Below are 25,766 nucleotides of genomic sequence, written 5' to 3'. Positions count from 1 at the left end.
GATGTGTGGGTTACGCGTGCACGGTGCGCAGTTTGCGTGTGAGCAGGCATTCCTTCACATGGAAGGGTTGCGCGGTTAGTCCTTCGGCAAATCGCCGATCATGCGCAGTGCAAGTCCGTCGTAGTTGTAGTCGAAGTGATGATCGCCCGGCATCACGTTGACCTTCACCCACTTGGGGAAATGCGGATCGTTGCACACGGTGTCGTCGCTGTCGTCGTGGCCGTAGTAACAGACGACGAGTGGCTTGCCTTGCAATGCCTCGATCGGCGGCAGGGCGGGGTAATGCGGCACCGGGTTGAACCACTGTTTGAGTTTCTGGAGGTGCGTCTTCAACCAGTTCTCGCGCACCATGATGTAGTCTTCCATTTCGATCTCGAAGCTCACATCGGTGCTCGGCGAGAGCAGCACCATCTGCGTGATGCGCGCGCGATTCTCGGGGCTGAGCTTGTTCACGATGGTAGGCAGCACGTCCGCGCCGAACGAGAAGCCGATCAACCACACCTTCTGTTTGTGCCACTGCGTGGTGTACTTGGTGAGCAGCGCGTCCAGGTCGCGCGCCGATTCCTCCGGCGTGCGCAGGCGCCAGTAGTAGTCCAGGCAGCTGATGCCCAGCACGGGCACGCCATGCGCCTGCAGTCGCGCACCGAGCTGCTTGTCCAGATCGCGCCAGCCGCCGTCGCCGGAATAGAACACCGCCAGCACGTCGTCGTGTCCGGCCGGCGCCGGCGCGGTAGGCATCAGCTGGACAGCAGCGTGTTCCAGGCTGGGATGGGGAAACGGTTTGAAGATGATCAGAGCGGCAATGACGGCCAGCACGACGATCACTGCAGCAAGACGGAATTTCATCGACGCACGACTCCGCTAAGACCGCCCGAAATCAGGCTGGCGACATTGGTAAGCACCACCGGCAACGCAATGCCGCCCGGGGCTGCCAGATACCGCGGCTCCCATTCCGGGTCGAACTTGTCTTTGTAGCGATGCAGGCCCTGGAAATTATAGAAGCGCTCGCCACGACCGAAAATGAGCGCGCCGAAACGGTTCCACAGCGGCGCCTGACGGCGGCTCTGCAGGCCCGACAGGGGCGCCATGCCGAGATTGAACCAACGATAGCCCTGCGCCTTGGACCACTGCATCAGTTCCACGAACAGGTAGTCCATCAGCCCCGACGGCGCATCGGGCAGATAGCGCATCAGGTCCACTGAGGCTTCTTCCATGCTGTCGGTGAGGAGCAGGTTGGCGAACGCCACCGGCTTGTCGTTCTGCCACACGAGTGCCATCGGCGTGCGCGCGAGATAACCCTCGTCGAAGGCGCCGAGCGAGAAGCCTTTCTCGCGCACGCGCTTTTCGCGCAGCCATGCGTCGGAGATCGGTTTCAACTGCGGCAGCAGCGCGGGCACCTGCTCGGTCGGAACGATTTCCAGGCGCAGGCCTTCGCGCACCAGCTTGTTTACCGTGTTGCGCAACACCTTTTTCGATTTGCCGTCGAGGTTGAACTGCTCCAGCCGTACGCGCGCTTCCTCGCCGAGCTTGAGCAAGCTCATACCCACTTCAAGATACATGTCGAGATCGGCCGGATTCACCTGATAGAACACCGGCCAGCCGCCGCCGCGTTCGCAGCGTTCGCGGAAGGTCCACACCAATTCCTGCCGTGCAAGATCATCGCGGCCGACCGGGTCGCCCATCGCCACCCAGCTACGCCCTTCGATGCCGTACATGATGAAGGCCTTGCTTTCCGGATCGAACAGCAGGCTCTTGTCGCCCATCAGCGCCAGATGCGCCTGCGCGGAATGGAACTGCTTGATCAAGGGCAGGGCACGCGCGAGTTCCGTTTCGTCGGGCAAGGTGGGACGTTGACGGGCCGAGCGGATCAGCGTGGTAAGCGCGAACAGAAACGCCACGCCCGTCGCACCGACCAGGGCACGCAACGCGCGCGGTGCATTGCCGTGGTAGAAGCTGAATTGCCACCACAGGTCGTTGCGGTATTCCACGTGCTGATAGCTGAAAAGCACCAGCCAAACCGTGCAGCCCAGTACCGTGGCGCACGCCAGCAGCCAGCCGAACGAGAAGGTGATGTCGAACAGCGACGCGCGGCGATAGAACAGACGATGCGCCGGCGCCAGCGCCACGGCCAGCAGGATCAGCAAGCCCGCTTCTTCGTAATCGATGCCCTTGAGCAACGAAGCCACCGCGCCGGCGAGCAGCAGCACCAGCGTCAACCAATACGCCGCATCGAGACGGCGCTGCAGGCCGCGCGCGAGAATCAGCAGCGACATGCCGATCACGCTGTTGAGGAAATGCGAGATTTCCATCACCGGCAGCGGCAGCAGGTCGCTCAGCAACTCCAGGCGTCCCGGCAGCACGGCGGTGGCGCCGGAAAACAGCAGCACCGCGCCGGATACCAGCGTGAGGCCGGCGAAGAACGGCGGCAGAATGCCATTGAACCACGGCGAAAGCAGCGTCGCCTGACGCAGCCCGCGCGCTTCGCGAATCACCACGGCAACGGTGGCCGCGCACAGCGGCAGCAGGTAATACACGCCGCGATACGCGGCGAGCGCGCCAAGGATCGGTGCGGACAACGCCTGATTGCCAGTGGCGCCGAAGCCCGCCAGCATCACCGCTTCGAATACACCCAGGCCACCCGGTACGTGGCTGATCAGGCCGGCGATCTGCGCCAGCGCGAAGATCGCCAGGAACGAACCGAAGTGCAGCCCCAGCGAATCCGGCATCAGCGCGTACAGCACCGCGCCCGCCAGTCCCCAATCCAACGCACCGACGAACACCTGACGCAGTCCTACCGAAAGCGGCGGCAAGCGAACTTCCCAGCGCCACAGCTTGAACGGGCGTCGAATTAACGCACCGCCGACCAGCCACAGCAGCGGAATCAGGCAAAGCACTACGCCGAGCAGCACGCGCATGTGCGAAAGCGGCAAACCCAGCGGAATCGGCACCAGCAGCAGCGTCACGCCGGTGATGGTGAACAGGCCCAGCCAGAAGCTGAGCGTGCAATACAGCACCACCTTGGCCACATCGAGGGTCGACAGGCCGGCCTGGATATAGAAGCGATAGCGGATGGAACCGGACACCAGCATCGCCATGCCCAGCGTGTTGCTGAAGGCGTAGCTGATGAAAGAAATCAACGCCACGCGCGACTTCGGCAGCTTGCGTCCGATCGCGCTCAACGCGAACAAGTCGTACAGCGGCATCACCGCGTAGCCAAGCGCGGTGAGCACGATCGCTTGGCCGATGCGCCCACGCCGCAGGCGATGCATGTATTCGCCGACCTGGTGATAGCTCACCTCGCCGGCCAGCCGATACAGCGCCCACAGCGCCAGGCACAGCATCAGCACCGACAATGCCGGACCGCCGAACCGACGCAGCCAGACCGGACCCGTCCGACTCAGGGCGTCTTCTTGGCTAAGGACTTCGGCCCCGCCTTGTTGCTCCACGCTACCAATGCCTCACTACATTCCCCCAACCTGCGATGGTGCCATATCAGGCATGACAGGCAACGATTTGCAGCGCCTTGCCATCGCACAGACATGTTCCAAAACAAAGGGCGCTCCAGGCGGAGCGCCCTTTATTCACTACTTCGGTGAGGCTTAGCTCTTCTTGACTTCGAAGTTCTTGCTGGCGACCTGCTTGCCGTCCAGCGAGATGTCCACCTTGTACTTGCCTTCCGGCCACTGGTTCGGGTTCTGCACACGGAAGGTGGTGGTGGCCGGGCCATCGGCGATGATCGACTGGCTGGTGCTGGTCACTACCTGGCCATTGCCTTCCAGATAGCTCCACTTGGCGTTGATCGTGGCGCCCGGCGTGCTACCAGTGGTGTCCACGCTTACGTAGATGGTCTTCTGGCTCGGCGAGAAGGTGGTCACTTCCTTCTTAACCTTGTGATCGTTGGAGACCACATCACCTAGCGTGATGGTGCTTACCTGGAGGCTTTCGGCGGCAGCCGGCGCGGCGGGAGCCGCAGCTGCGGTGCTGGCCGGAGCCGGGGCGGGAGCCGTGCTCGCATGCGCCGGCACGGCGGCAGTGGCGCTCGGCGCCGGCTGGGCGGTGCTGGCCGGAGCCGGTGCGGTGCTGGAGGCAGCCGGCTGGTTGGCAGGCTGCTGCTCGTTCTTGCCGCAGGCGCTGAGCGCCAGCAGGCCAGCAAACGTCACGCTGTAAAGGGCGGCGGAACGTGCGGAAAGTTTCATGGGCGGAATTCCGAAAATGATTGGAAACGTTACCGGGAGACCGGCGTATCGGGGCAACTGTTAAGGCTAGCGCCCGCGATCTGAAGTGCTGATGACCGGGGCCGCAGAGTGTAACCGCTGGTGATATTTATTGACGTGCCCCGCGAACATTGTCCGGCAGGGCCTTGTCAGTGCTGCGGAAAGGGTTGATGTCCAGTCCGCCGCGGCGCGTATAGCGAGCGTACACACTCAGCTGCTGCGGCGCGCAGCGCTTCATCACGTCAATGAAGATGCGCTCCACACATTGTTCATGGAATTCGTTATGGGTGCGGAACGACACCAGGTAACGCAACAGCCCCTCGCGATCGATCGGCGCACCGCGATAGGCGATCTGCACGCTGCCCCAGTCGGGCTGGCCGGTCACCGGGCAGTTGGAGCGCAGCAGGTCCGAGACCAGGGTTTCCGCGATGGCCGCGGCTTGCGTGTCGGCCTTCAGATACTCGGCCTTGGGTGGCCCGTAGTGATCGATCGCCACCGGCAAGCCGTCGATCGATTCACCGGTCAGATCGGCAAAAACGTGCTCCGCGGCGCGTGGCGTGCGGATCGTCACTGTTACCACCGCGCCAGCGGCGCGCGTAAGGTCTTGCTGCAGTAGTGCGCGCAATGCCGCCACGTTGGCTAGCGGTTCCTGCGCGAAACCGTTGAGGTACAGCTTGAAGGACTTGGATTCGACGATGTTCGGCGAATGCGCCGGCACGTGGAATTCCGCCACGCCCACCATCGGCTTGCCGTGCATGTCCAGCCATGACAGCTCATAGGCGTTCCAGATATCCACGCCCTGAAACGGCAGCGGTTCGCTTACGCCGATTTCGTCGCGCTTGCTTTGGCGGGGAATCGGGAACAGCAGGGAAGGGTCGTAGCGGTCGGCGTAGACGGTGTGCTTGCCGAGCGGGGAGTGTTCGGGGGTGGTCATACGCGCATTGTAATGCGCGGAGCGGTAGTCCCCTCTCCCCGAAGGGGAGAGGGAGTCAAGTCATCAATCTCCGCAAAGCGCGATGGCCTCCACCTCCAGCCATGCCGCCGGATGAAACAACTTGGCCACCTGCACCGCCGAACTCGCGCAAGCGTGTTCGGCGGTGATGTATTGATCGCGCACCCGGCGATAGGCCGCCAAGTCGCGGGTGATATCCACAAAGAATGCGGTGACCTTCACGAGCCGGTCAAACCCGCTGCCGCCCGCTTCGAGTGCCGCGCCGAGGTTCTCGAACACCTGCTCGGCCTGGGCCGGGAAATCGCCCACGCCCACGATCTCGCCGGTCGGCCCCAGCGGCACCTGTCCGGAGACGAACAGCAGGTTGCCGACGCGGGTGGCCGCGTAGATGCCGGCAATGGCAAAGACGGTTTCTGGCTGAATGCGTTGGATCGTATCCATGGCGGCTCACCGACCAATGTATGTCATGCCCGTCGGCGCATATCGCGCGCCGGCGACGGCTTCTGGCGGGAAAATGCGGTCGATTGAGTCGAGTTCTTCCCGGCTCAGCCGCACATCGAGCGCGCCGATGTTTTCATCCAGGCGCGAACGGCGGCGGGTGCCTGGAATGGGCACGATGTCCTGTCCTTGTGCTAGCACCCAGGCCAGCGCGAGCTGAGCCGGCGTGCAGCCTTTCTCCGCGGCCAGCGTTTCCACCTGCTTCACCAGTTGCAGGTTGCGCGCGAAATTCTCGCCCTGGAATCGCGGATTGCTACGGCGGAAATCGTCCTCGTCGAAATCCTCCGGTTTGGTGATCGCGCCGGTGAGAAAACCACGCCCCAGCGGCGAATAGGCCACCAGCGTAATGCCCAGCTTGCGGCACATCGCCAATGCGCCGTTCTCTTCCGGATCGCGCGTCCACAAAGATAGTTCGCTCTGCAGCGCGCTGATCGTGTGCACCTTGCTGGCGCGCTCGATCGTCTGCGCGGACGCTTCCGACAAACCGAGGTAGCGCACCTTGCCTGCGGCCACCAGCTCCGCCATCGCGCCCACGGTTTCCTCGATCGGCACGTTCGGATCCACGCGGTGCTGGTAATACAGATCGATGTGATCCACACCTAATCGCTTCAGGCTGCTGTCGCAGCTGGCACGTACGTATTCCGGACGGCCGTTGACGCCGCGCTTGGTGGGATCGGACAGATCGCGCACGATGCCGAACTTGGTGGCCAGGAAAACCTGCTCGCGGCGGCCCTTGATCGCTTTGCCGACCAGTTCTTCGTTGGTATGCGGGCCGTATACGTCGGCGGTATCCAGCAGGGTTGCGCCGTGATCGAGCGCGTGGTGAATGGTGGCGATGGATTCGGCGTCGTCGCGTGCGCCGTAGAACTCGCTCATGCCCATGCAGCCGAGGCCGATGGCGGAAACCTGGGGACCGTTCTTGCCGAGTGTGCGTGTCTGCATGATGTCGCCTCGTGATGGGTTGGGGGAAGGCAGCGATGCATCTTCGGTCGATGCGGCTTGGCGATAAATGCTCAATAATGGGCTTCACCATTTCATGGAGATCAACAATCCATGGACCGCCTCGATGCGATGCGCCTGTTCGCGCGGATCGTGGAGCTTGGTAGCTTCACAGCGGCAGCGGACGATCTGAATTTGCCGCGCGCCACGGTCACCCACACCATCAAACGCCTGGAAGCGCGGCTCGGCGCGCAGCTGTTGCAGCGAACCACGCGCCGTGTGCGTGCCACTCGCGAAGGTGAAGCGTATTACAGCCACTGCGTGCGCCTGTTGGCAGACCTGGATGCAGTGGAAGCGGATTTCCGCCAGGAAGCGGTACAGCCGCGCGGGCGATTGCGTGTGGATCTACCGACGCCAATGGCGCGGCTATGGCTGATCCCCACGCTACCCGCCTTCTTTGCACGCTACCCGCTGCTCGAACTGGACATAGGCACCGGCGACCACTTCGTCGATCTGGTGCGTGAAGGCGTGGACTGCGTGTTGCGGGTGGGCACTTTGCCCGATTCCGGCCTGGTCGGACGGCGTGTCGGCACGCTGGATCAGGTCACTATGGCCAGTGCTGCCTATGTGCGCCAGCATGGCGTGCCGCGTGTATTGGCGGATTTGCAGAACGGCCATTACGCGGTGAACTGGGCTTCGCCGACCACCCATCGCGTCGAACCGCTGGAATTCATGCAAGGTCGCAAGCGGCGCGAAGTGATGCTGCCGGGACGCGTCACGGTGAGTGGCGTCGATGCCTATCGCGCCTGCTGCGAAGCAGGTTTGGGCATTGCGCAGTTTCCACGCTACCGCGTGGCCGACGCATTCGCGAACGGCCAGCTGAAAGAGATTTTGCCGTCGATGCCACCACCGTCGTTGCCGTTGACGGTGCTGTATCCGCCGCACCGGCAGATGCCGGCGCGCCTGCGGGTGTTCGTGGATTGGCTGGTGGAAGTGATGCCGAAGCAGCTTTAGTCGTTTTGCTCCCTCTCCCCAACCTACGCGTCCTTTGCGGAATTACCCTCTCGGCAATCCGCGCGTTGGCGAATGCGTTCCCACCGTCTCGCGCGTGACCGGCGCCCCAGCCGCCGCCAATACTTCACGCTGTTGCATTATGGGTATGCGCAGCATGCTGTCTTCCAGGCGCGCTAATTTTTGGAAGGCGGGCAACGCCTGTACCCGCTGAATCAGCGCTGCCGTACGCGGCCAGCGCTCGGCATCCACGGCGTAACGCACGAACGACGCGGTGCGGAAATAACAGGCGATGGTGATGTCCGCGATGGACACCGAGCCGAAGATGAAACCTTCCGTCGGCAGTTGTGTCTCTAGGTAGTTCAGCGCGCGTGGAAGCTCCACCTCGCGTGCGTGTTGCACGATGGCTTCGTCGGTGGACTCGGCGAACACATGGCGTCGAACCGCCAGCTGATAGAACAATCGCCAGATCAGCACATCCGCGAGATACGTGTCGGCATATTCCTCGAGCCATCGCGCTTTGGCGCGCTGAGCGATATCAACTGGATAAAGCGATGGCTCGGGATGTTTGTCTTCCAGGTACTGGCAGATGACCGAGGAGTCGTTGAGCACCAGTTCGCCATCGATCAACACCGGCACGCGCCGCAAGGGGCTGAGACGGCTGAAATCGTCGTTGCCGATAAAGGGCGTGATCGGGTCGATCTCGTAATCGAGCCCTTTCAGGTCAAGACAAACCAGCACCTTGCGTACGTAAGGGGAAATGTAGCTGCCGATAACCGTCAGGGGATGCGACATGATGTTGCTCCGGATCAGGCGCTAGTTAAGGGCGGTACCGTGGTGGGCTTGCCGTGGGAGTCGAGCGCGATCATCACGAACCGACCGGTGGTGCAGACGCGGCGATCGCCGGTCAACGGGTCTTCCGCAGTCATTTCCACTTCCACCTTCATGGAGCTGCGTCCCACGCTCACCAGGCGTGCCACCAATTCCACCAGTTGGCCTTCGCGCACCGGCACACGGAAGTTCACCTCCTCCGAGCGCGCCGTCACCACGATGCGCCGTGCATGGCGCGAGGCCACGATGAAGGCGGCCTTATCCATCCAGGCCAGCGCCTGGCCACCGAACAGCGTGCCTAAGTGATTGGTGTGGTCGGGGAAAACCATTTCCAGCAGGCGGGCTTCGGGCAGCGCGGAGTCCATGGGGGCATCACGTGGGGAGGGGAGTGCACACAATAAGGCGCCACGCGGGATATGGACAGGCTTGCAAGGACCTTTGGCAGGGGTGGCCTGAAGTCCAGACCATTACGATCAAGGGTCGTGACAAGATTGGAGGCGGCCGCGCCGCGGCCAGTTGTTTTTCAATGGGAGCAAACATGCGTTCGATAATCGGCACGTCGCGTCTGTACGGCGCATTGATGTGTGGAGGGCTGACCCTGGCTTCGGTCTCGGGCGGCGCAATGGCCGCGGGCCGTACGCTGACCGCGCAAGATTATGCGCAGGCCGAGCGCTACATGCCGTACAACACGATGCCGCTGGCTGACCATATTGTGCGTACTGTGCATTGGCTGGACGGCACGCACTTCTGGTACGTCGATCACGACGCCAGCGGTGATCACTATCTGCGCATGGATGCTACGAACGGCAAGGCCACGCCGCTGCTCGACCAGGCGAAGCTCGCCGCAGCGCTGGTCAAAGCCGGCAAGAAGGACATCAAGGCCGACAAGCTCGGTATCGCCGCTTACCGTGTCGCCGACGATGGGCGCGATGAGATCGAAATCGGCGGCACGCATTACCTGTGCAATCTGAAAGCCGCCGGCGAATGCGTGGACAAGAGCACCCTGGTGAAGGCCGGCAAGGAACCCGGCGTGCTGTCGCCCGACCGCAAGCAGGAAGCCTTCATCCGCAACTGGAATCTGTGGGTGCGCGACGTCGCCACCGGCAAGGAAACCCAGCTCACCACCGACGGCATCGAGAACTTCGGCTACGCCACCGACAACGCCGGCTGGCAGCACACCGATAGAGCGATCCTCGAATGGTCGCCCGACTCCAAGCAGATCGCCACGTTCCAGCAGGATCAGCGTAAGACTGGCGATATGTACCTGGTCACCACCAAACTGGGTCATCCGGAACTGCAATCCTGGAAATACCCGCTGGCAGGCGACGAGCACGTCACCATGATCGAGCGTGTGATCATCGATGTGCCCACGCACACGGTGGTGCGCCTGAAGATGCCGCAGGATCAACATCGTTCCACCCTGTGCGACGACGTGAGCTGCGGCAGAAATGGCGGCTGGGATGACGTGAAATGGGCTGCGGACGGCAAGAGCGTCGCGTTCGTTTCCACTTCGCGCGATCACAAGCATGAAACCTTTCGCATCGCTGATGCGAAAACCGGCGAAGTGCGCACCGTCTTCCATGAAGATGTCCCCACGTACTACGAAAGCGGCAACGGCGAAGTGAACTGGCGCTACCTGCCCGAGGCGAACGAAGCGATCTGGTTCAGTGAGCGCAACGACTGGGGCAACCTCTACCTTTACGATCTTGCCAACGGCCAGCTCAAGCACGCGATCACCACCGGGCAGGGCAACGTCACCGAAGTGCTGCGCGTGGATGCCAAGACTCGCACCGTGTGGTTCCGCGGTGTGGGACGCACGTCGGGCGTCAATCCGTACTACCAGCAGTTCTGGAAGGTGAGCTTGGATGGCGGCCAGCCGGTGCTGCTCACGCCGGAGCCTTCCGATCACACCATCACGCTGTCCGACGACGGCAAGTACTTCGTCGACAGCTATTCAACGATCGCGAATCCGCCGGTGACCGTGCTGCGCGATGCGAATGACGGCCATGTCATCAACACAGTCGCCAAGGCCGACATCACGCGTCTGCTGGCCACGGGCTGGCAGCCGCCGGAACAGATCGTGGTGAAGGCGCGCGACGGCAAGACTGATCTGTATGGCCTGATGTTCAAGCCCACGCATTTCGATCCGACGAAGAAGTATCCGGTGGTCGACTACATCTATCCCGGTCCGCAGACAGGTTCGGTGGATGGCTTCGATTTCTCGCCGTCGTATCGCGACAACCAGCCGCTGGCGGAACTGGGTTTTGTCGTGGTGGCCATCAACGGCATGGGTACGCCGTGGCGTTCCAAGGCATTCCACGATGCGTGGTTCGCCAGCATGGGCGACAACACGTTGCCGGATCAGGTCACGGCCATCAAGCAGCTCGGCCAGCGCTATCCATGGATCGATCTGGATCGCGTCGGTATGTGGGGCCATTCCGGCGGCGGCAATGCCACCGCGGATGCGATGTTCAGCTATCCGGATTTCTTCAAGGTGGGCTGGGCCGAAAGCGGCAACCACGACAATCGCGAATACGAAGACGATTGGGCGGAGAAGTGGCAAGGCCTGGTGGCGACCAATAAGGATGGCAGCAGCAACTACGACAATCAGGCCAATCAGCTCATCGCCAAGAAACTCAAGGGCAAGCTGATGCTGGTGCACGGCTCGATCGACGACAACGTGCCGCCGTACAGCACCCTGCTGGTGGTCGATGCGCTGATCAAGGCGAACAAGGATTTCGACATGCTGTTCCTGCCCAACCAGCATCACGGCTACGGATCCGATACGCCATACATCACGCGCCGCCGCTGGGATTACTTTGTGCAATACCTCGCCGGCGATACGCCGCCGAAGGAATATGCGCTGAAGCCTTGGCCGTGGAAGTGATGTGATGGTGGCGAGCAGCAGCAAAGCGTTGTGCTTGGTGCTGCTGCTCGCAAGCATGGCGTCTGCGTTTGCTGCGGACGCGCCATCGATCACTACGTCGTTTACCGCATTCTGGTCCGCTGCCGAACGGCAGCCCTTCCTGCAGCAGGAGGCGGCCTGGAATCGCGATATCGAAGCGCCGCGTCGTGACATCTACGACGCGGTGGTATGGGAAAAGCAGCACGATCAGTACTGGCAGGCGCGTCGGCAGATATGGTTGCGGGGGCGTTTTGCGCGCTATCCCGAGTTGGCGGCGGGTATTCCCGCAGAAGTACGTGCGTTGCAGGATGCCATCGCGAAGCAATCGGCGCGCTTCAAGACGTTGTTTCCTGATGCCGATCCGCATCCTCCTGTAACGATCCTGCTTGCGCCGAACTTCGACGCCAAAAGCGGTGTGCTCCGCAATGGCAAGCCGGTACTGGCGTTCGCGGCGGATTCCTTGCTGTTGGAGCACGCTCAGCTTGACATTGTGGTGCCGCATGAACTCTTTCATCTTTATCATGCGCAGCATGCACGCATCCGCAACGATGGCGTGATGTCTGATGCCGAGCTGACGCTTCCGTTGTTCGAGGAAGGTCTGGCGACCTATGTGAGCGGGGAACTAGCCCCAGGGCATACGGATAGCGAACTGTTGCTGCAGGACGATCTGGGCAACCTTCCATCGGAGAAATTGCCGGTTATCGCGGGCCGCTTTCTTGGCGATGCACGGGCCAAGGCGATCGACGTGCAGCATCCGGAAGTTTTCGCGCGCTGGTTCCATGCAGCCGCCAGGCCGTATCAACCGGACCTCCCCAATCGCACCGGCTACTGGCTGGGTTTGCAATTGATACGTTATCTGCGACGCAGCCATTCGTTGGCGGAGATAACGGCATGGTCGCCGGCTGAAGCGCAAGCGCATACGCTCGAAGCATTGCGACAGGTGGCCAGCAAGTCGGAATGAGCCTTGCGCGAGGAGTTTAAATAACCGTCGTAAGACGTAGCTCTCTCTTCTCTGAGGTTCTGATCAGCGTCGAATGTCAGTTGCACCTTGCCGTCACCCCGACGAGGACCGGGATGACGAGCAAAGAGCATTGCAAGCCGAGACGCGACGCTAATCGGGTACTGAGACAATCAGGAGTCATGCTTCTGTGCGACTGATGGAGCATCAGCGGTTTACCGGCTTCGCCAAGCCTTGCGCCACTGCCTCGTCCAGCAATTTGTTTAAGCGCTGATTGGCTTCCTGCGCGGCGGCCCCTTGCTGTTGCGACGAACCTGCGTTGCGCGTGGACAATTCAGCCTGCCGCTTGGCCAATGCTTCGCTTGCCTGTTGCAGTGTTTTTTGTTCGCGCCGCAGCTCGGCCTGCGCGACGTCGAAGCCGGCAGCCTGGCCTTTCAGCACCTCCTCCTGAGTGAAATTTTCCTGCGAGCGCGTGCTCTGCAATGCTGCGCGTTGCGATTCGATGCTTGCGCGCTGGCTTGCCAATTCCCCCTCACGAGCGGCCAGCACCCCTTGCCGTTCGGCGAGGGTGCTTTGTTGGGCCGCCAACTCACTCGCAGTAACGGCCAGGTCACTTTGTGCGCGAGCAATGTCATTGATGGGCGCGTAGGCGTCCCTGGCGCGGCGGATCAGTTCGGCATCGCGGCTGACATAGATTTGACTTCCGCGACGAAACCGAAGCATCGGCTCACCCGACTTGCGCATGCGCTGCACATCGGCGAGATCACGGTCGCTGCCGTCGAACAGCACGACATCACCGTCGTACAGCAATACGCTGCGTGCTGCGCTGGAATGCGTATTGATATCCATATAGCGCGCGGCAAAGCCCAGATTGTGTTCAGCCAGTGGTGCGGGAGGGGCGGGAGGTGCTGGCGTCGGCGGAGTGGCCGGAACAGGCGGAACAGCCGGCCTAGCGGGTGTCGCAGGTGCTGGCGGCGCCGGTGGTGGTGCGGGCAACGCGGGAGGTGCGGGCGGAATCGCATCATCGCTGGTGGCAGCCGTGGCCGATTGCTGAGGTGCGCTACTCGCTGTAACACGATAAGGAAGAATGCCGACCAACGCGATGGCTATGACGAGCACCCAGCCGCGCATACGCGGCGTCGTGTCGTTAACGCTTTGCTGCAACATGATCAATCGCCTCTTCAGATGCAGGAACGTGGAGGAAGCGCCGGCGAGACTGGAGTGCATCGGATCGACCACCCCTAGGCGAACCAGCAGATGTCCGTAGTGCTGCGGCGCTGCACCGTGCTGCTGCAATACCTGTGCATCGCACGCGGCTTCGCGGTAGATCGCGTATTCGCGCACCGCCCAGCCCACCAGCGGATGGAAAAAGAACAGGCGTTGCGCGATCGCTGGAATCCAGCCCAGCCACAGATCGCCGCGGCGGATGTGCGCAAGCTCGTGTGCGATCGCCATCGACAGCTCTTCCGACGACAGGGTCTGTTCGGCTGGTAGTAGCACGACTGGTCGCAACAGCCCGGTCACCTGGGGTGAAACGATGGCGTCGGAGATGCGTAACGCGGGAGAACGGCGCATGCCCAGTGCGCGTGCCTGCTCAACACATAGCCGTTGCAACGCGGTGCTTGTAGCCGGTCGCGCCTCGCGTAGCAGTGCCCGGCTTTGCACCCAGTGGCGCAACGCGAACACGACGTGCAGCAGTACGATCGAAAGCCATAGCAGCAGCACTGCTTCAGACCATGACCAAGTCGGCTCCGCTGCTTGTGATGCAAGAGCGGTCGTGTGTTCCACCGGAATGATGTTGGCGCCGCCGTCGATATGCATGACGACATCGTGTGCAGGCAGGGCAGGCGCGGGCGTCGCGGGTTTCAGCCAACGCAACTGCACCGGCGAACTTACCGTCATGCCAAGCACCAACTGTGCGGCAACCAGCCACCACATCATGCAGCGAACGGCCGGCGAAAGCCGTGGCATGTAGCGCATGATCAGCCACAGCGCTGCGATCAGCAGGGTGGCCTGCGCGGCGGTCCATGCAAGACGCGGCAGCAACGTATCGGCAAGTGCGCTCAAGGTATCCATCTCAGGACTCCTTCCGCCGGGACTGCAGTTTGGTCACCAGTGCTTCCAGTTCGGCCAGTTCGTTGTCACTGACATCCGCCTTCTGCGACATCCACGCCACGAACGGCGAAAGCGAGCCCGACAGCGTCTTCTCGACGAACTGGCCTACGGCGTTGCTCATCACCTCACTGGTGCCGGTCGCCGTGCTGTAGCGATAGACGCCGTCGACGTGGCGGCGTTTCAGGTAGGACTTGGCGCGCAGCCGCTCCATCATCGTCAGCACTGTGGAGCGCGCCAGGCCGCGCGCTTCGCCGAAATCGGCGGCGACTTCGCCCACCGTGGCGTTCTCGTGTTCGGCCAGGTAGTGCAGGAGCGCCAACTCCTGATCCCCGATGGATGGCTTAGGCATGGCATTCGCTCGTGACTACAGATGTAGGCAAGCTACGCCTGACTACATCTGTAGTCAATAGGCCAATACCCTAAGGAATCGTGAATTGCCTGCGGCTACCAGGACGACCGGCACTCTTGAGGTCATACATCCCGCGCATACTTCCTCCCTTGCCGGCATCGTGCCGTCATAAAGCTAATCGGTGACTCCATGACTCCCCAGGAACAAACCCTCCTCGACGATTTCCTCCAGCGCCTGGCTGCCGTAAGCGGCATAGCCAAGGACGCGCAAGCCGATGCGCTGATCCACCAGCGCCTGGCTGGCCAGCCCGATGCCGTCTACCTGCTGGTGCAGCGCTGCTTGCTGCAGCAGCACGCGCTTGACGCAGCAAAGGCGCAGATCGCGCAGTTGCAGGCGCAGCAGGGCGGCAGCAGCTTCCTCGGCGGCCAACAGCAGCCCGCATGGGGCGCAAACCCGCCGCCGATTCCGCCCCAACAGCAGGCGGCACCGGCGCAGGCGCCGACCTGGCGCGATCGCCTGTTCGGCAGCAGCGCACCTGCGGCACCGCAGAGCGGCGGTTCGAGCTTCTTAGCTAGTGCCGCCACCACCGCGGCCGGCGTCGCCGGTGGCATGTTTCTGTTTGACGGCATCGAAAGCCTGCTCGGCGGCCATCACGGTGGCGGTTTCTTGGGAGGTTTCGGTGGTGGACAGCCGGAAGTCATCGAGAACGTCACCGAGAACAACTTCTTCGACAACAACAATCTGCCGAACGGCGGCGGGCAGGATTTCACCGCCGACAACTCCGACAACTTCGACGACGCCAATTTCGACAGCAGCAGTTTCGACGACGACAACAGCTGGACGTGATCGCCCCTTAGGCCCTCTCTCTCCGGAGAGAGGGTTAGGGATGAGGGACAATCTTGCGCAGGTTCGGCGTGCATCCGCACGCTGACATCTGCGGGAACCTATGCATGCAAGTGAGAAGCGCCGTAGTTACTGAAGCGGATGCGCTAGCGCAGCTATGGTTCGATGGTTGGCAGGATGCGCACGCTGCCATCTTGCCGGCGACTTTGAGACGACTGCGCACGCTGGAAAATTTCAAGGAGCGCCTGCTGCGCGGGCTCGCCGAAATGCACGTGGTCGGGCCGGTCGGCACGCCACTCGGCTTCTGCATGCTGAAAGAAGACGAGGTACATCAATTGTTCGTGTCAGCGCAGGCGCGAGGAACCGGCGTGGCCACCGCATTGATGTCCGATGCCGAAGCACGTTTGGCTGAAAAAGGCGTGGAAACCGCGTGGCTGTCGTGCGCCATTGGCAATGACCGCGCCGCGCGTTTCTATAAAAAGAGCGGATGGCACAACACCGGCGAATATCTCACGCAGGTGGAAACCACTACAGGGCCGTTCAATCTAGAATTGTGGCGCTTCGAAAAGCGGCTGGCGACTGCAGCGAGATAAGCGCAGCAGCATTTCACTAATGCAGTAGTGACTTTTCGGAGATCGAAAAACGTTATCTGCGAGCCACGCTACGCGTTCAGCTGCTTGCTGAAAAAGAGCCGGCTGGTGCCGGGTGGGTTACTGGGGATCTCGCCGAGCTCGCGCCAGCCTTTCTTCTTGTAGAATCCCGGCGCCTGAAAGGTGTTGGTATACAGCACGCCGTGATGGCAACCGCGGCGTACCGCTTCCTGCTCGGCCATGAGCAGCAGCTTGCTGCCCAGGCCCGAGCCGCGCAGGGAGTCGGGCAAGAAAAGCATCTCGACGAACAATACGCCGCGCGAAGTGCGGCCGGTGAGGCCGCCCAGCACTTTGCCGGTTGCGGGATCCTTTACCAGCAACGCGAGTGCGCGTTGATCGTCGATGCCGGTCGCATCCAGATTGAATTGGCTGAGATGCTCACGGACTGCCGCCACATCGGCGGCATCCGGTGTATCGGTGAGAATGACTTGCTCAGTGTTCATGGCGGCAGAATATGTCAGAACGCCATGTCGAACGCGACTTCGCCTTCCACACCCACCTGGTAGGCCGACACGCGCCGCTCGAAGAAGTTGGTGACTTCCTGCACGTCCTGCAGGTCCATGAAGTCGAACGGATTCTTCGCGCCGTATTTCTTCGGCAGATCGAGCTGCACCAAGCGCTGGTCCGCGCAGTACTCCAGATACTGACGCATGTCCTTCACCGACAGGCCGGCCACGCCACCGGAGAGCACATCTTCGGCGAACTGTGTTTCGCAGGCGATGGCTTCTTCCAACATCGCTTCCACCTGCGCGCGCATGTTCTCGTCGAACAGATCCGGCTCCTGCGCACGCACGGTGCGCACCACGTCGAACGCGAAGGCCATGTGGCCCGATTCATCGCGGAACACCCAGTTGGTGCCTGAAGCCAAACCATGCAGCAGGCCGCGCGAGCGCAGGAAGTACACGTAGGCGAACGCGGCGAAGAAGAACAAGCCCTCGATGCACGCCGCGAAGCAGATCAGGTTGAGTAAAAATTGCCGGCGCTGTTCGCGCGTTTCCAGCCGCTGCAAATTCTGGACGGATTCGATCCACTTGAAGCAGAACGCGCCCTTCTGCTTGATCGAAGGAATGCTCTCGATCGCGGCGAATGCCTTGTTGCGCTCGTTGGGATCAGGAATGTAGGTATCCAGCAGCGTCAGATAGAACTGCACGTGCAGCGCTTCCTCGTACAACTGGCGCGACAGGTACATCCGCGCTTCCGGCGCATTGATGTGCTGGTACAGGTTCAGCACCAGATTGTTAGCCACGATGGTGTCGCCGGTGGCGAAGAAGGCGACCAGGCGATGAATCAGGTGGCGATCCGCATCCGTCATCTTCGATTTGAGGTCGGTGACGTCAAGCGAGAAATCCACTTCCTCGACCGTCCAGGTGTTCTTGATCGCGTTGCGGTACATCTCGTAGAACTCGGGGTAACGCATCGGGCGCAGGGTGAGTTCGAAACCTGGGTCGAGGATGTGTTGGGGCTTGGAGGTATTTGACATGCGTTCCTCGAATCAAAGTGTGTAGGAAGTCGCTGGGTCCCGGCGTTCGCCGGGACGACGAGTACAAGGGGAATCGAGTGATCCCCTTCGTATGTCGATTGGACGAAGATGGATTGGCGTTTTCGGCACAACTGGCCTCATGCAATTACGACAACCTTCCGTATACATGCTTACCAACAAGCGGAACGGCGTTTTGTATGTTGGCGTAACGTCCGATCTGGTTCAGCGGATTTGGCAGCATCGTTCCGGATTTGTTTCCAGTTTCACCAGGCATCACGGTGCGTATAACCTCGTCTGGTATGAACGACACGAGACGCTGGAGTCAGCGATAAGACGAGAAAAGTTGCTGAAGAAATGGCATCGCAGGTGGAAGCTGGCGCTCATCGAGAATACCAATCCATACTGGAACGATCTCTATTCAACCTTGCTTTAAACCCGTCACCCCGGCGAAAGCCGGGGCCCAGTGTCTTTCCGCCATATCCCAAAGTCGCTGGACCCGGGCTTTCGCCGGGGCGACGAGTCTGAGGTTATTGGCAGGCCTCGCAGTACTCCGGATTTTCCAGTGAGCAGAACACCGCAGCCGTCGCCGCTTCCTGAGCGTCTGGCGCTGGGGCCGCGACGGATGCCGCCGCCACCGTGGTCTTTGCAATCTTCGTCGCCGGCCTCGACCGCAAGTAATACGTGGTCTTCACTCCCGCCTTCCACGCGTACATGTACATGGAGCTCAGCTGACCGATGTTCGGGTTTTCCATGAACAGGTTCAGCGACTGGCTCTGATCGATATAGGCACCGCGCGCGGAGGCCAGGTCGATCAGCGCTTTCTGCGGCAGTTCCCACACGGTGCGATAGATCTGGCGCAGGCGTTCCGGGATGGCGCCGATACCCTGGATCGAACCTTCCGCCAGCTTAATGGCATCGCGGATTTCCAACGTCCATAGACCCAGCGCCTTCAGCTCGTCCACCAGGTAACGGTTCACCACCAGGAAATCGCCGGACAGCGTTTCGCGCTTGAACAGGTTGCTGACCTGCGGCTCGATGCACTCATAGCAACCGGCGATGGACGCGATGGTGGCGGTAGGTGCAATGGCGATCAGCAGCGAGTTGCGCAGGCCCTTGGCCTTGATCGATTCGCGCAGCGCATCCCAGCGCGCGACATCGTGCGGTTTCGCATTCGACCAATAGTCGAACTGCAATTCGCCGTTGGCTGCACGGCTTTCCTCAAAACCGGGATGTGCGCCGTGCTGCTCGGCCAGCGCATTCGATTGCGACAGCGCGTTGAAATAAATCTCCTCGGCGATGCGCGTGGAAAGCTCCAGCGCTTCGGCCGAATCGAACGGCAGGCGCAGCTTGAAGAGCACATCTTGCAAGCCCATCACACCCAGGCCCACCGGTCGCCATTTGCGATTGGCAGTGGCGGCGGTATCGATCGGGTAGAAGTTGAGATCGATCACGCGATCGAGCTGGCGCACTGCGGTGCGCACCGTGGCGGCGAGCTTGGTGAAATCGAATGCGCCATCCACCACGTGGCGGGCGAGGTTGACCGAACCCAGATTGCACACCGCCGTTTCGCCGGCGTTGGTGACTTCCAGGATCTCCGTACACAGGTTCGAAAGATGGATGACGTTTTCGGGTTTGGCCGTCTGATTGCTGGTGGCGTTGCTGCGGTCTTTGAAGGTGATCCAGCCGTTGCCGGTTTGCGCCAGCGTGCGCAGCATGCGTGCGTACAGCTCGCGCGCCTTCACCGTCTTTACGGCAAGGCCATCGGCTTCGGCCTGATGATAGGCGCGCTCGAAAGCTTCACCCCAGGTATCGACGAAGTGCGGGACGATCTTGGGATCGAACAGCGACCAATTGCCGTCGTGCTCCACGCGCCGCATGAATTCGTCGGGAACCCAGTTGGCCAGGTTGAGGTTGTGCGTGCGGCGCGCTTCGTCGCCGGTGTTGTCGCGCAGTTCGAGAAATTCCTCGATGTCCGCGTGCCACGGCTCCAGGTACACGCAGGCCGCGCCCTTGCGCTTGCCGCCCTGATTGACCGCGGCGACCGAGGCATCCAGCGTCTTCAGCCACGGCACCAGGCCGTTGGAATGGCCGTTGGTGCCCTTGATCAGCGAGCCGCGCGAACGCACACGCGAATAGGCCAGGCCGATGCCGCCGGCAAACTTGCTGAGCTTGGCTACGTCACCGTATTTCTCGTAGATCGATTCCAGCGAATCCAGCGGCGAATCCAGCAGGAAGCAGGAGCTCAGCTGCTCATGCGCGGTGCCGGCGTTGAACAGCGTGGGCGAGCTGGCGATGTATTCCAGTGAGGAAAGCAGGCGATACAGCTCCAGCGTTTCGCCGATCTCGTTGCCGCCCAGCGCGCAGGCGATGCGCATGAAGAAATACTGCGGCGTCTCGATCACTTTGCGCAGCTGCGGATGGCGCAGCAGGTAGCGGTCGTACACCGTGCGCAGGCCGAAGTATTCGAAGCGGCGCGTGGCGAGCGGATCGATCGCATCGTTGAGTTTGCGCGCATTTGCGGCCACGAAATCGCGCAGGCGCGCGTTGGCGATGCCCAGCTCCGCGCCACGCGCGATGGATTGCGAGAAACTCTGGATTTCCTGCCCGCTCACTTCCTTGTCGATGAAGGCGCCGAGCAGGCGCGCGGCTAGCTGGCCGTATTCGGGCTCTTCCGCGGTCAGTGCGGCGGCGGTGCGGATGGAGAGCTGGTCCAGCTCTTGCGTGGTGGCGCCGTCATACAAGCCGCCGATGGTCTTCAGCGCCACGCGCAGCGGATCGACGCTGTGCAGGCCTTCGGCGCTGCGCGTCACGGCGCGGACGATCTTGCTGACGTCGACCACCTCCTGGCGACCATTGCGCTTGGTGACGCGCATCTGGCCGGGGTTGTGCGGAGGGGTCAGGGTGAAAGGTGCTTCGGCGGTAGCGGACATTGTGACAGTGGTGGCAATGGCCGACGTGGCAGCGTCGGCGGAAAAGACGGCGGTATCCGCGCGGTCGGCTGTGCGCTCGCGCGATTCGGTATCGATAGGCTGCATGTCGGACGCTCCGGGCTGCGGAATCGGTCCGGTCCGGAAAATTCCGGTTTGAGCGGACAGACTCCTTTGGACTCAACCGCCTGCTCCCGCGCGCAGGGCTGAAATGGCGGCTTGCCGTGGTCGTTCGCGCGATACGTGTGACTTCCACGTCGTGCGTACGCCCCTCCCGCGGAGGCCGTCACCGGCGGCATGACGCTCCGGTCATGCCGTGTCGGCAGGTCTTCGGACTTGCGGATGTGCACCTTGCGATGCGCCTACTCGCCCCGCTTCCCGGCTCGAAGGCCAGTGCGTACTCGGGCTTTCGTCTCCACTTACCGCTGCGGGGCAGTTCCGGATTTCCACCGGATTCCCTTGCCGCCCCCGACATGATCAGGGGTGGCGACCGACGGAGCACAACATATCGGGGTTACCTGGCCCGGTCAACCCAAGAATTTGTGGATAAGCCGGTGGATAAGCGGTGTTAACCCAAGCGGGACGCGGGCTTGCGGAAGATGCGATTTTTTCTAGCGAACGATGGCTACGATGATCCCCACCCACATCAGCACCAGGCCCACCGCAAAACTGCGGCGCGCCGGCGCGATGCGTTCGATGGCACCCTCCGGTACGGGCGTGGTGGCGATCCAGATCGTCGCCCCCAGCGCCATGAAGCTGAGAAAAGCCAGGCACACCACCACGATGTCGCGCGTGTTCCAGGGCGTGGGTTCGTGCACACCCCAGTAACCAAGGAAAGCCATCCCCATCGCCGACATCGTGGCGGAGGCGGAACAGAGCCCAACGACCGAACCGGTGGGTGCGCGCATGCAGCCGACTCCATGTGAGTGACGGGCGGATCGTAGCGCAAGGTGTGAGGCAAGCTTGTCGGAGTAAGCGAGCGCCAAACCTCGCCCTACTCAACCTCTATTCCTATTCCTGGACTTTCAAAACCAACATTGATCTTGCGCCTATGTCCGCTTTCGCAACCCAGAGCAGACATTACGATAGGGGCTGGGCGATTCGCAGGGGGAGCAATGACAGGGACGGATCTCGGCAGTCGAATCCTTAAGGTCAACCACGCTGGCGAGTTTGGTGCCATATCCATCTATACGGGCCAGATCATGATAGCCAGGCTCTTCGCGAGAGATTTGGTTCCAGAGCTTGCCGAATTTCGCGCGCATGAACGAGGTCATAGGGAAATCTTCGGTAATGAGCTGAAACGTAGAGGGCGGCGCCGGTGCAGGAGCTATTGGTTGTGCGGCATTGGTGGTTTGTCGCTCGGCATCTTGACTGGCTTGTTGGGGCGCTCAGCTATTTCAGCGACTACGGTGGCAGTCGAGAGCGTGGTGCTCCGGCACCTAGAGAGACAGCTGGTTGACCTCCGTGACATAGATGGGGCTGCCGTCTTCGCGATCTCAGCCATCGTCACGGAGGAGCGAATGCACCATGATCAGGCGGCTTCACACGTTCTCGAAAATAGCCTTTGGTATCGAATTCTGAAACCTGTGGTCTCTGCGGCAACCGAATCGGTAATCTGGTTGGGGATGAGATTCTGACCGATACGAAGCATCCGCTTTCGACTGGAATGGATGAAGGCTATTGCCGGCGCAACGTCCGGCTGTGCAGATCGCGAAACGCGATCAGGGGTGTCATCCATCCGCGCCACGAACGATAGTTGCAAGTCCGGTGCGGGTGCTCCTAGGGCGATACCCGAATTCGAGCGCGCTTACATGCTCACATCGATTTCAATCGGATAATCGACGGCATCGGACAGTTTTGGCGGCGCGGGAAATGTCCACGCTGAGAACTGGCCATCGAGGCACTTTGCGACCGGCGTCGGCGCACGCACGTCCACGTGCAGGGGATGTCCATCGGGCGAAATATCCGCAACCAGCGTGAAGGGTGATTTGTCCGCGGGCGCGTTGCTCGCCAGGCAAGCTTTCAATGCGTCGGTCATCGGATTGCCGGTCTTGGCCCAGAATTGTTTCTGGTAGGCCGGGCCGGTGGGGCCGGCTTCGACCATCTTGGCGCGCTGTACGCGTGCGGTGAATGCATCTGCCGAAGTGGTGGGCTGCGCGCCGGCGAGCAATGCAAGTGCGATGAAGGTCAGCATGGCGCGATTCCATGGCAGGGCGGAAAGCCGCAACGTACCAGTTCAGGCCCTGCGAGGTGAAGCATCCGTCTTGCCGCAATGACTGTTCGTGCGAAATGCGGTGCTTTACTCCGGCCGATGCTCCAGCGCCAGATACTCCTGGCTCTGCATCTCGATCAACCGCGACTCGGTACGACCAAACTCCGCACGCAAGCGCTCACCGTCATACAGTTCGGTGATCGGCGCGGCCGCGGAAAGAATCAGCTTCACGTGGCGATCGTAGAACTCGTCGACCAGTTGCACGAAGCGCTTGGCCGGGTCCTCGCTGTAGATGCTGAACTGCGGCACGTTGGAAAGGATGATCGCCGGCGCGCTCTTGGCCAACTCGATGTAATCGGCGACCGCGCGCGGCCCGTCGCACAGCGCGGCGAAGTCGAACCACAGGATATTGCCAGCACGCCTGCGCACCGGAATCGGTCGATCGTTGATGACGATCTCGCCACCTTCGATGATCTCGCTCTGCGCCTGGCTGGCGAAGATGCGCTGCAATTCGCGTTCGGCCTCGGCGCCGGGTGGTGTGTGGTAAACCGGTGCATGGGTGAGCGCGCGCAGGCGCCAGTCGTGGGCTGAGATCATCTCCACCACATGACATTGCTGCTTAATCGAGGCGATAGCAGGCAAGAAGCGTGCGCGCTGCAAGCCATCTTTGTAGAGGTTGTCGGGCGCGGTGTTCGACGTGGTGACCAGCGTGACACCGCGCGCGAATAAGGCTTCCAGCAGATTGGCCAGGATCATCGCATCGCCGATGTCATTGACCAGGAATTCGTCCAGGCACAGCACGCGGCAACGCGCGGCGATGCCCGCGGCCACTTCGACCAGCGGGTCCTGTCGTTCGCCCAGCTCGCGCAGGTTTTCGTGCACCTCGCCCATGAAGCGATGGAAGTGACGTCGCAGCGCCACACCGTGCGGCAGGCTGGAGGCAAACAGATCCATCAGGAAGGTCTTGCCACGCCCGACGCTGCCCCACAGGTACAGCCCTGGCACGGCCTGGCGCTCTTCGCCGCCGAGCAGGGATTTCAGGCGGTCGAACAGGCCGTTGCCGTTTTCGCGCGCAGCACATAATGCCGCCTGCATGCGGTCGAATTCCGGCAGCACGGTAAGTTGCGCGGGATCGGAACTCCAGCGGTGTGCGGCGACGCCTTCCTGGTAACGGGCGCTGGGGGATAGTTCGGTCATGGAGAAGCAATCTTGCGTGAATGTTGATCTGTAACGCCGCTGCCGTCATTTCTCGCGGGAATGACGACCATATGGGCAAGCGAAGCGTTTAGTGCGATTGGGCTGGCGCATTAATCACGCACAGGCGGCGGATAATCCTGCATCCAGTGTTTCACCGCACCGCGCAGATCCATCAGCCGACGATGAAAGAAATGACCGGTCTCGGGCATGCGGACCAGTTCCGGCGGCTCTTCGAGGCTGTCGATCCAGTCGAACACCGCTTGCGGTTCCACGATCTCGTCTTCTTCGCCCATCACCACCAGCCATGGGCAGGTGGGTAGTGCGAGTGCTTCGTGCGACCAGCGACCTACCGGCGGCGCGATGCTGATCAGCGCATCGGCTTTCAACTTCACAGCGTTACGCAGTGTTACGTAGCTGCCGAAGGAAAAGCCGGCGAGCCACAGTACGTCATTTGGGCGTACGCTGCGCACCCACGCCACCGCGGCGGCGAGATCGTCACTCTCGCCCCGACCGTTGTCGTATTCGCCGGCCGAATCACCAGCGCTGCGGAAGTTGAAGCGCAGCGTGTCCATGCCGCCCTCACGCAGACTGCGCTCCAGCATGGTCACCACTTTGTTGCGCATGGTGCCGCCATCCTTGGAGTTGGGATGGCAGATCACCACCACGCCGCGGCGTGCGCCTGGGCGCTCAGCCACGTCGCTGATGGCCTCGAGTGGGCCGACGGGACCTGGCAGGGTGAATTCGGTGAGTGCGTCCGGGAAAGTGGACGGAGCGGGGGAGGGGGCAGCGGGAGTCATGGCGTAATGATAGCTGCCTGGCGTTGGCGGACGTTTGCCGTTGTCTCACCGTCATCCTGGCCAAAAAAACAAAACGCCGCCCGAAGGCGGCGTTGCATGCAGCGCGAGAGCGAAAATTATTTCGCCTGATCCACGATCCACGTCACCGCGGCTTTCACCTGCGCATCGTTCAGCGAGGGATTGCCGCCCTTCGCCGGCATGAAGTTGCCGTCCGGCCCCTTATAGCCGTCGGTGGCGTGCTTGATTAGCGTATCCAGGCCCTCGGCGATGCGCGGTCCCCACATCGTCTTGTTGCCCAACACGGGTGCGCCCGCCACGCCGGCCGTGTGGCAGCTGTGGCAGAGATTGTCGTAGATCGTCTTGCCGTCGGTGGTGCCACCGTAGGCGACTTGCGCGGCGGCGGCCTTGGCGGCGGCTTCCTGCGCGGCCAGCATGGCAGCGCGGCCGGTATTGCCGGCGTAGACCGCGCCGTTGGGGGCGAGGCTGGCCGAAAGCTGTTGCGCAGCGTTCGGGTCGGTTTCCTTCGGTTCGTGCTCGTAGATCGTCCAAGCGGTGAAGATCAGGACCAGGGTCAATACGCCAAGGCCGGCGATAAGCAACGAAAACTGATGCAGGAAACTCTGGTCGGATTTGCTCATGGAACCGCTCACGCAAGTACTCCAGTCATCATGTGATTAATCTGGAAAGCCGCCACGTTCCCGTGACGTACCTTGGCGCCCCTGGCGACCATGCCGCGGCCGATCGGAACGATCCGCTCGTCACAGGCAACAAGCCCCGGAGTATAGATGAAGCCTGCAAAAAGTTGAGATGCCGCCCCATCGGATTGTCAGCGACATGCCGCGGCGATTTGTCCTTGGTCTTTAGTAAAGTAGGCCAGTTCTCAATCTG

General features: G+C 61.7%; 25 protein-coding genes and 1 riboswitch. Of the genes, 7 read left to right on the top strand and 18 right to left on the bottom strand.

Annotated elements, in window-relative coordinates; genetic code table 11:
- Positions 1 to 75 precede the first annotated feature (75 nt).
- The 6 genes from ISP18_RS15805 to ISP18_RS15780 all read right to left on the bottom strand — a co-directional run bounded on the left by ISP18_RS15805 (position 76) and on the right by ISP18_RS15780 (position 6,606).
- On the bottom strand, positions 76 to 846 hold the full coding sequence (locus ISP18_RS15805; RefSeq protein ID WP_380014038.1) for an AcvB/VirJ family lysyl-phosphatidylglycerol hydrolase: 771 nt from the start codon (positions 844 to 846) through the stop codon (positions 76 to 78).
- Positions 843 to 3,446: a bifunctional lysylphosphatidylglycerol flippase/synthetase MprF gene (gene mprF / locus ISP18_RS15800; protein WP_380014035.1), complete on the bottom strand. Its 2,604-nt coding sequence runs from the start codon at positions 3,444 to 3,446 to the stop codon at positions 843 to 845. Before mprF ends, ISP18_RS15805 begins: the two co-directional genes overlap by 4 nt.
- Before the next feature lie 153 nt (positions 3,447 to 3,599).
- On the bottom strand, positions 3,600 to 4,196 hold the full coding sequence (locus ISP18_RS15795; RefSeq protein WP_380014032.1) for a hypothetical protein: 597 nt from the start codon (positions 4,194 to 4,196) through the stop codon (positions 3,600 to 3,602).
- A 127-nt stretch (positions 4,197 to 4,323) separates the two neighbouring features.
- Positions 4,324 to 5,148 (bottom strand): NADPH-dependent 7-cyano-7-deazaguanine reductase QueF, encoded by an 825-nt coding sequence (gene queF / locus ISP18_RS15790; protein WP_380014029.1) that lies wholly within the window; start codon positions 5,146 to 5,148, stop codon positions 4,324 to 4,326.
- 63 nt (positions 5,149 to 5,211) lie between these two features.
- On the bottom strand, positions 5,212 to 5,607 hold the full coding sequence (locus ISP18_RS15785) for a RidA family protein (protein ID WP_380014026.1): 396 nt from the start codon (positions 5,605 to 5,607) through the stop codon (positions 5,212 to 5,214).
- A 6-nt stretch (positions 5,608 to 5,613) separates the two neighbouring features.
- Positions 5,614 to 6,606 (bottom strand): aldo/keto reductase, encoded by a 993-nt coding sequence (locus ISP18_RS15780; RefSeq protein WP_380014023.1) that lies wholly within the window; start codon positions 6,604 to 6,606, stop codon positions 5,614 to 5,616.
- Positions 6,607 to 6,717: 111 nt separating this feature from the next.
- On the opposite strand from ISP18_RS15780, the gene ISP18_RS15775 reads away from it, so the two are divergent.
- Positions 6,718 to 7,617 carry a LysR family transcriptional regulator gene (locus ISP18_RS15775; protein ID WP_380014020.1) on the top strand — a complete coding sequence of 300 codons (900 nt, stop codon included), beginning with the start codon at positions 6,718 to 6,720 and terminating at the stop codon, positions 7,615 to 7,617.
- A gap of 42 nt (positions 7,618 to 7,659) precedes the next feature.
- Here ISP18_RS15775 and ISP18_RS15770 read toward each other — a convergent pair whose 3' ends face one another.
- Complete coding sequence (locus tag ISP18_RS15770; RefSeq protein ID WP_380014017.1) at positions 7,660 to 8,409, bottom strand: glutathione S-transferase family protein; 750 nt, start codon at positions 8,407 to 8,409, stop codon at positions 7,660 to 7,662.
- A 14-nt stretch (positions 8,410 to 8,423) separates the two neighbouring features.
- Entirely contained in the window at positions 8,424 to 8,810 is a 387-nt protein-coding gene (locus tag ISP18_RS15765; protein ID WP_380014014.1) for an acyl-CoA thioesterase, read from the bottom strand.
- A 173-nt stretch (positions 8,811 to 8,983) separates the two neighbouring features.
- Between ISP18_RS15765 and ISP18_RS15760 the strand changes: the two genes are divergently transcribed.
- Positions 8,984 to 11,332, top strand: a complete 2,349-nt coding sequence (locus ISP18_RS15760; RefSeq protein ID WP_380014011.1) for a S9 family peptidase — start codon at positions 8,984 to 8,986, stop codon at positions 11,330 to 11,332.
- A 4-nt stretch (positions 11,333 to 11,336) separates the two neighbouring features.
- The gene (locus ISP18_RS15755) at positions 11,337 to 12,311 is read left to right on the top strand and encodes a hypothetical protein (RefSeq protein ID WP_380014008.1); all 975 of its coding nucleotides are present in this window, start codon (positions 11,337 to 11,339) and stop codon (positions 12,309 to 12,311) included.
- 204 nt (positions 12,312 to 12,515) lie between these two features.
- On the opposite strand, the gene ISP18_RS15750 is transcribed toward ISP18_RS15755, so the two are convergent.
- Both ISP18_RS15750 and ISP18_RS15745 read right to left on the bottom strand, forming a co-directional pair.
- The gene (locus tag ISP18_RS15750) at positions 12,516 to 14,384 is read right to left on the bottom strand and encodes a M56 family metallopeptidase (RefSeq protein WP_380014005.1); all 1,869 of its coding nucleotides are present in this window, start codon (positions 14,382 to 14,384) and stop codon (positions 12,516 to 12,518) included.
- 1 nt (position 14,385) lies between these two features.
- A complete protein-coding gene (locus ISP18_RS15745; protein WP_380014002.1) occupies positions 14,386 to 14,772 on the bottom strand; it encodes a BlaI/MecI/CopY family transcriptional regulator in 387 nt (128 codons plus the stop codon).
- A 189-nt stretch (positions 14,773 to 14,961) separates the two neighbouring features.
- Between ISP18_RS15745 and ISP18_RS15740 the strand changes: the two genes are divergently transcribed.
- Positions 14,962 to 15,618 carry a DUF2076 family protein gene (locus ISP18_RS15740; protein WP_380013999.1) on the top strand — a complete coding sequence of 219 codons (657 nt, stop codon included), beginning with the start codon at positions 14,962 to 14,964 and terminating at the stop codon, positions 15,616 to 15,618.
- Positions 15,619 to 15,722: 104 nt separating this feature from the next.
- Positions 15,723 to 16,208: a GNAT family N-acetyltransferase gene (locus ISP18_RS15735; protein ID WP_380013996.1), complete on the top strand. Its 486-nt coding sequence runs from the start codon at positions 15,723 to 15,725 to the stop codon at positions 16,206 to 16,208.
- A 68-nt stretch (positions 16,209 to 16,276) separates the two neighbouring features.
- Here ISP18_RS15735 and ISP18_RS15730 read toward each other — a convergent pair whose 3' ends face one another.
- Both ISP18_RS15730 and ISP18_RS15725 read right to left on the bottom strand, forming a co-directional pair.
- Positions 16,277 to 16,708, bottom strand: coding sequence for a GNAT family N-acetyltransferase (locus ISP18_RS15730; RefSeq protein ID WP_380013993.1), 432 nt, complete (start codon positions 16,706 to 16,708; stop codon positions 16,277 to 16,279).
- Between the two features lie 14 nt (positions 16,709 to 16,722).
- Entirely contained in the window at positions 16,723 to 17,745 is a 1,023-nt protein-coding gene (locus tag ISP18_RS15725) for a ribonucleotide-diphosphate reductase subunit beta (protein ID WP_380013990.1), read from the bottom strand.
- A gap of 91 nt (positions 17,746 to 17,836) precedes the next feature.
- Here ISP18_RS15725 and ISP18_RS15720 point away from each other — a divergent pair, with 91 nt between their 5' ends.
- Positions 17,837 to 18,178 carry a GIY-YIG nuclease family protein gene (locus ISP18_RS15720; protein ID WP_380013987.1) on the top strand — a complete coding sequence of 114 codons (342 nt, stop codon included), beginning with the start codon at positions 17,837 to 17,839 and terminating at the stop codon, positions 18,176 to 18,178.
- A gap of 94 nt (positions 18,179 to 18,272) precedes the next feature.
- Here ISP18_RS15720 and ISP18_RS15715 read toward each other — a convergent pair whose 3' ends face one another.
- Together ISP18_RS15715 and ISP18_RS15710 are read right to left on the bottom strand one after the other, a co-directional pair.
- Complete coding sequence (locus tag ISP18_RS15715) at positions 18,273 to 20,675, bottom strand: ribonucleoside-diphosphate reductase subunit alpha (RefSeq protein ID WP_380015871.1); 2,403 nt, start codon at positions 20,673 to 20,675, stop codon at positions 18,273 to 18,275.
- A gap of 301 nt (positions 20,676 to 20,976) precedes the next feature.
- Positions 20,977 to 21,182: riboswitch (cobalamin riboswitch) on the bottom strand.
- Between the two features lie 101 nt (positions 21,183 to 21,283).
- Positions 21,284 to 21,580, bottom strand: a complete 297-nt coding sequence (locus ISP18_RS15710; protein ID WP_380013984.1) for a hypothetical protein — start codon at positions 21,578 to 21,580, stop codon at positions 21,284 to 21,286.
- A 207-nt stretch (positions 21,581 to 21,787) separates the two neighbouring features.
- Here ISP18_RS15710 and ISP18_RS15705 point away from each other — a divergent pair, with 207 nt between their 5' ends.
- The gene (locus ISP18_RS15705; protein WP_380013981.1) at positions 21,788 to 22,309 is read left to right on the top strand and encodes a demethoxyubiquinone hydroxylase family protein; all 522 of its coding nucleotides are present in this window, start codon (positions 21,788 to 21,790) and stop codon (positions 22,307 to 22,309) included.
- A gap of 170 nt (positions 22,310 to 22,479) precedes the next feature.
- Here ISP18_RS15705 and ISP18_RS15700 read toward each other — a convergent pair whose 3' ends face one another.
- The 4 genes from ISP18_RS15700 to ISP18_RS15685 all read right to left on the bottom strand — a co-directional run bounded on the left by ISP18_RS15700 (position 22,480) and on the right by ISP18_RS15685 (position 25,516).
- Positions 22,480 to 22,866: a peptidase C13 gene (locus ISP18_RS15700; RefSeq protein ID WP_380013978.1), complete on the bottom strand. Its 387-nt coding sequence runs from the start codon at positions 22,864 to 22,866 to the stop codon at positions 22,480 to 22,482.
- A gap of 105 nt (positions 22,867 to 22,971) precedes the next feature.
- Entirely contained in the window at positions 22,972 to 24,081 is a 1,110-nt protein-coding gene (zapE, locus tag ISP18_RS15695; RefSeq protein ID WP_380013975.1) for a cell division protein ZapE, read from the bottom strand.
- Positions 24,082 to 24,191: 110 nt separating this feature from the next.
- A complete protein-coding gene (locus ISP18_RS15690; protein WP_380013972.1) occupies positions 24,192 to 24,878 on the bottom strand; it encodes an alpha/beta hydrolase in 687 nt (228 codons plus the stop codon).
- Between the two features lie 116 nt (positions 24,879 to 24,994).
- Positions 24,995 to 25,516 (bottom strand): c-type cytochrome, encoded by a 522-nt coding sequence (locus tag ISP18_RS15685; RefSeq protein WP_380013969.1) that lies wholly within the window; start codon positions 25,514 to 25,516, stop codon positions 24,995 to 24,997.
- Positions 25,517 to 25,766: the final 250 nt, after the last annotated feature.

The organism is Dyella humi (assembly GCF_044904605.1).
In the GTDB taxonomy this organism is placed as follows: domain Bacteria; phylum Pseudomonadota; class Gammaproteobacteria; order Xanthomonadales; family Rhodanobacteraceae; genus Dyella_B; species Dyella_B humi.
The sequence above is the reverse complement of the archived record's forward strand: the minus strand, read 5'-3'. Positions and strand labels throughout refer to the sequence as shown.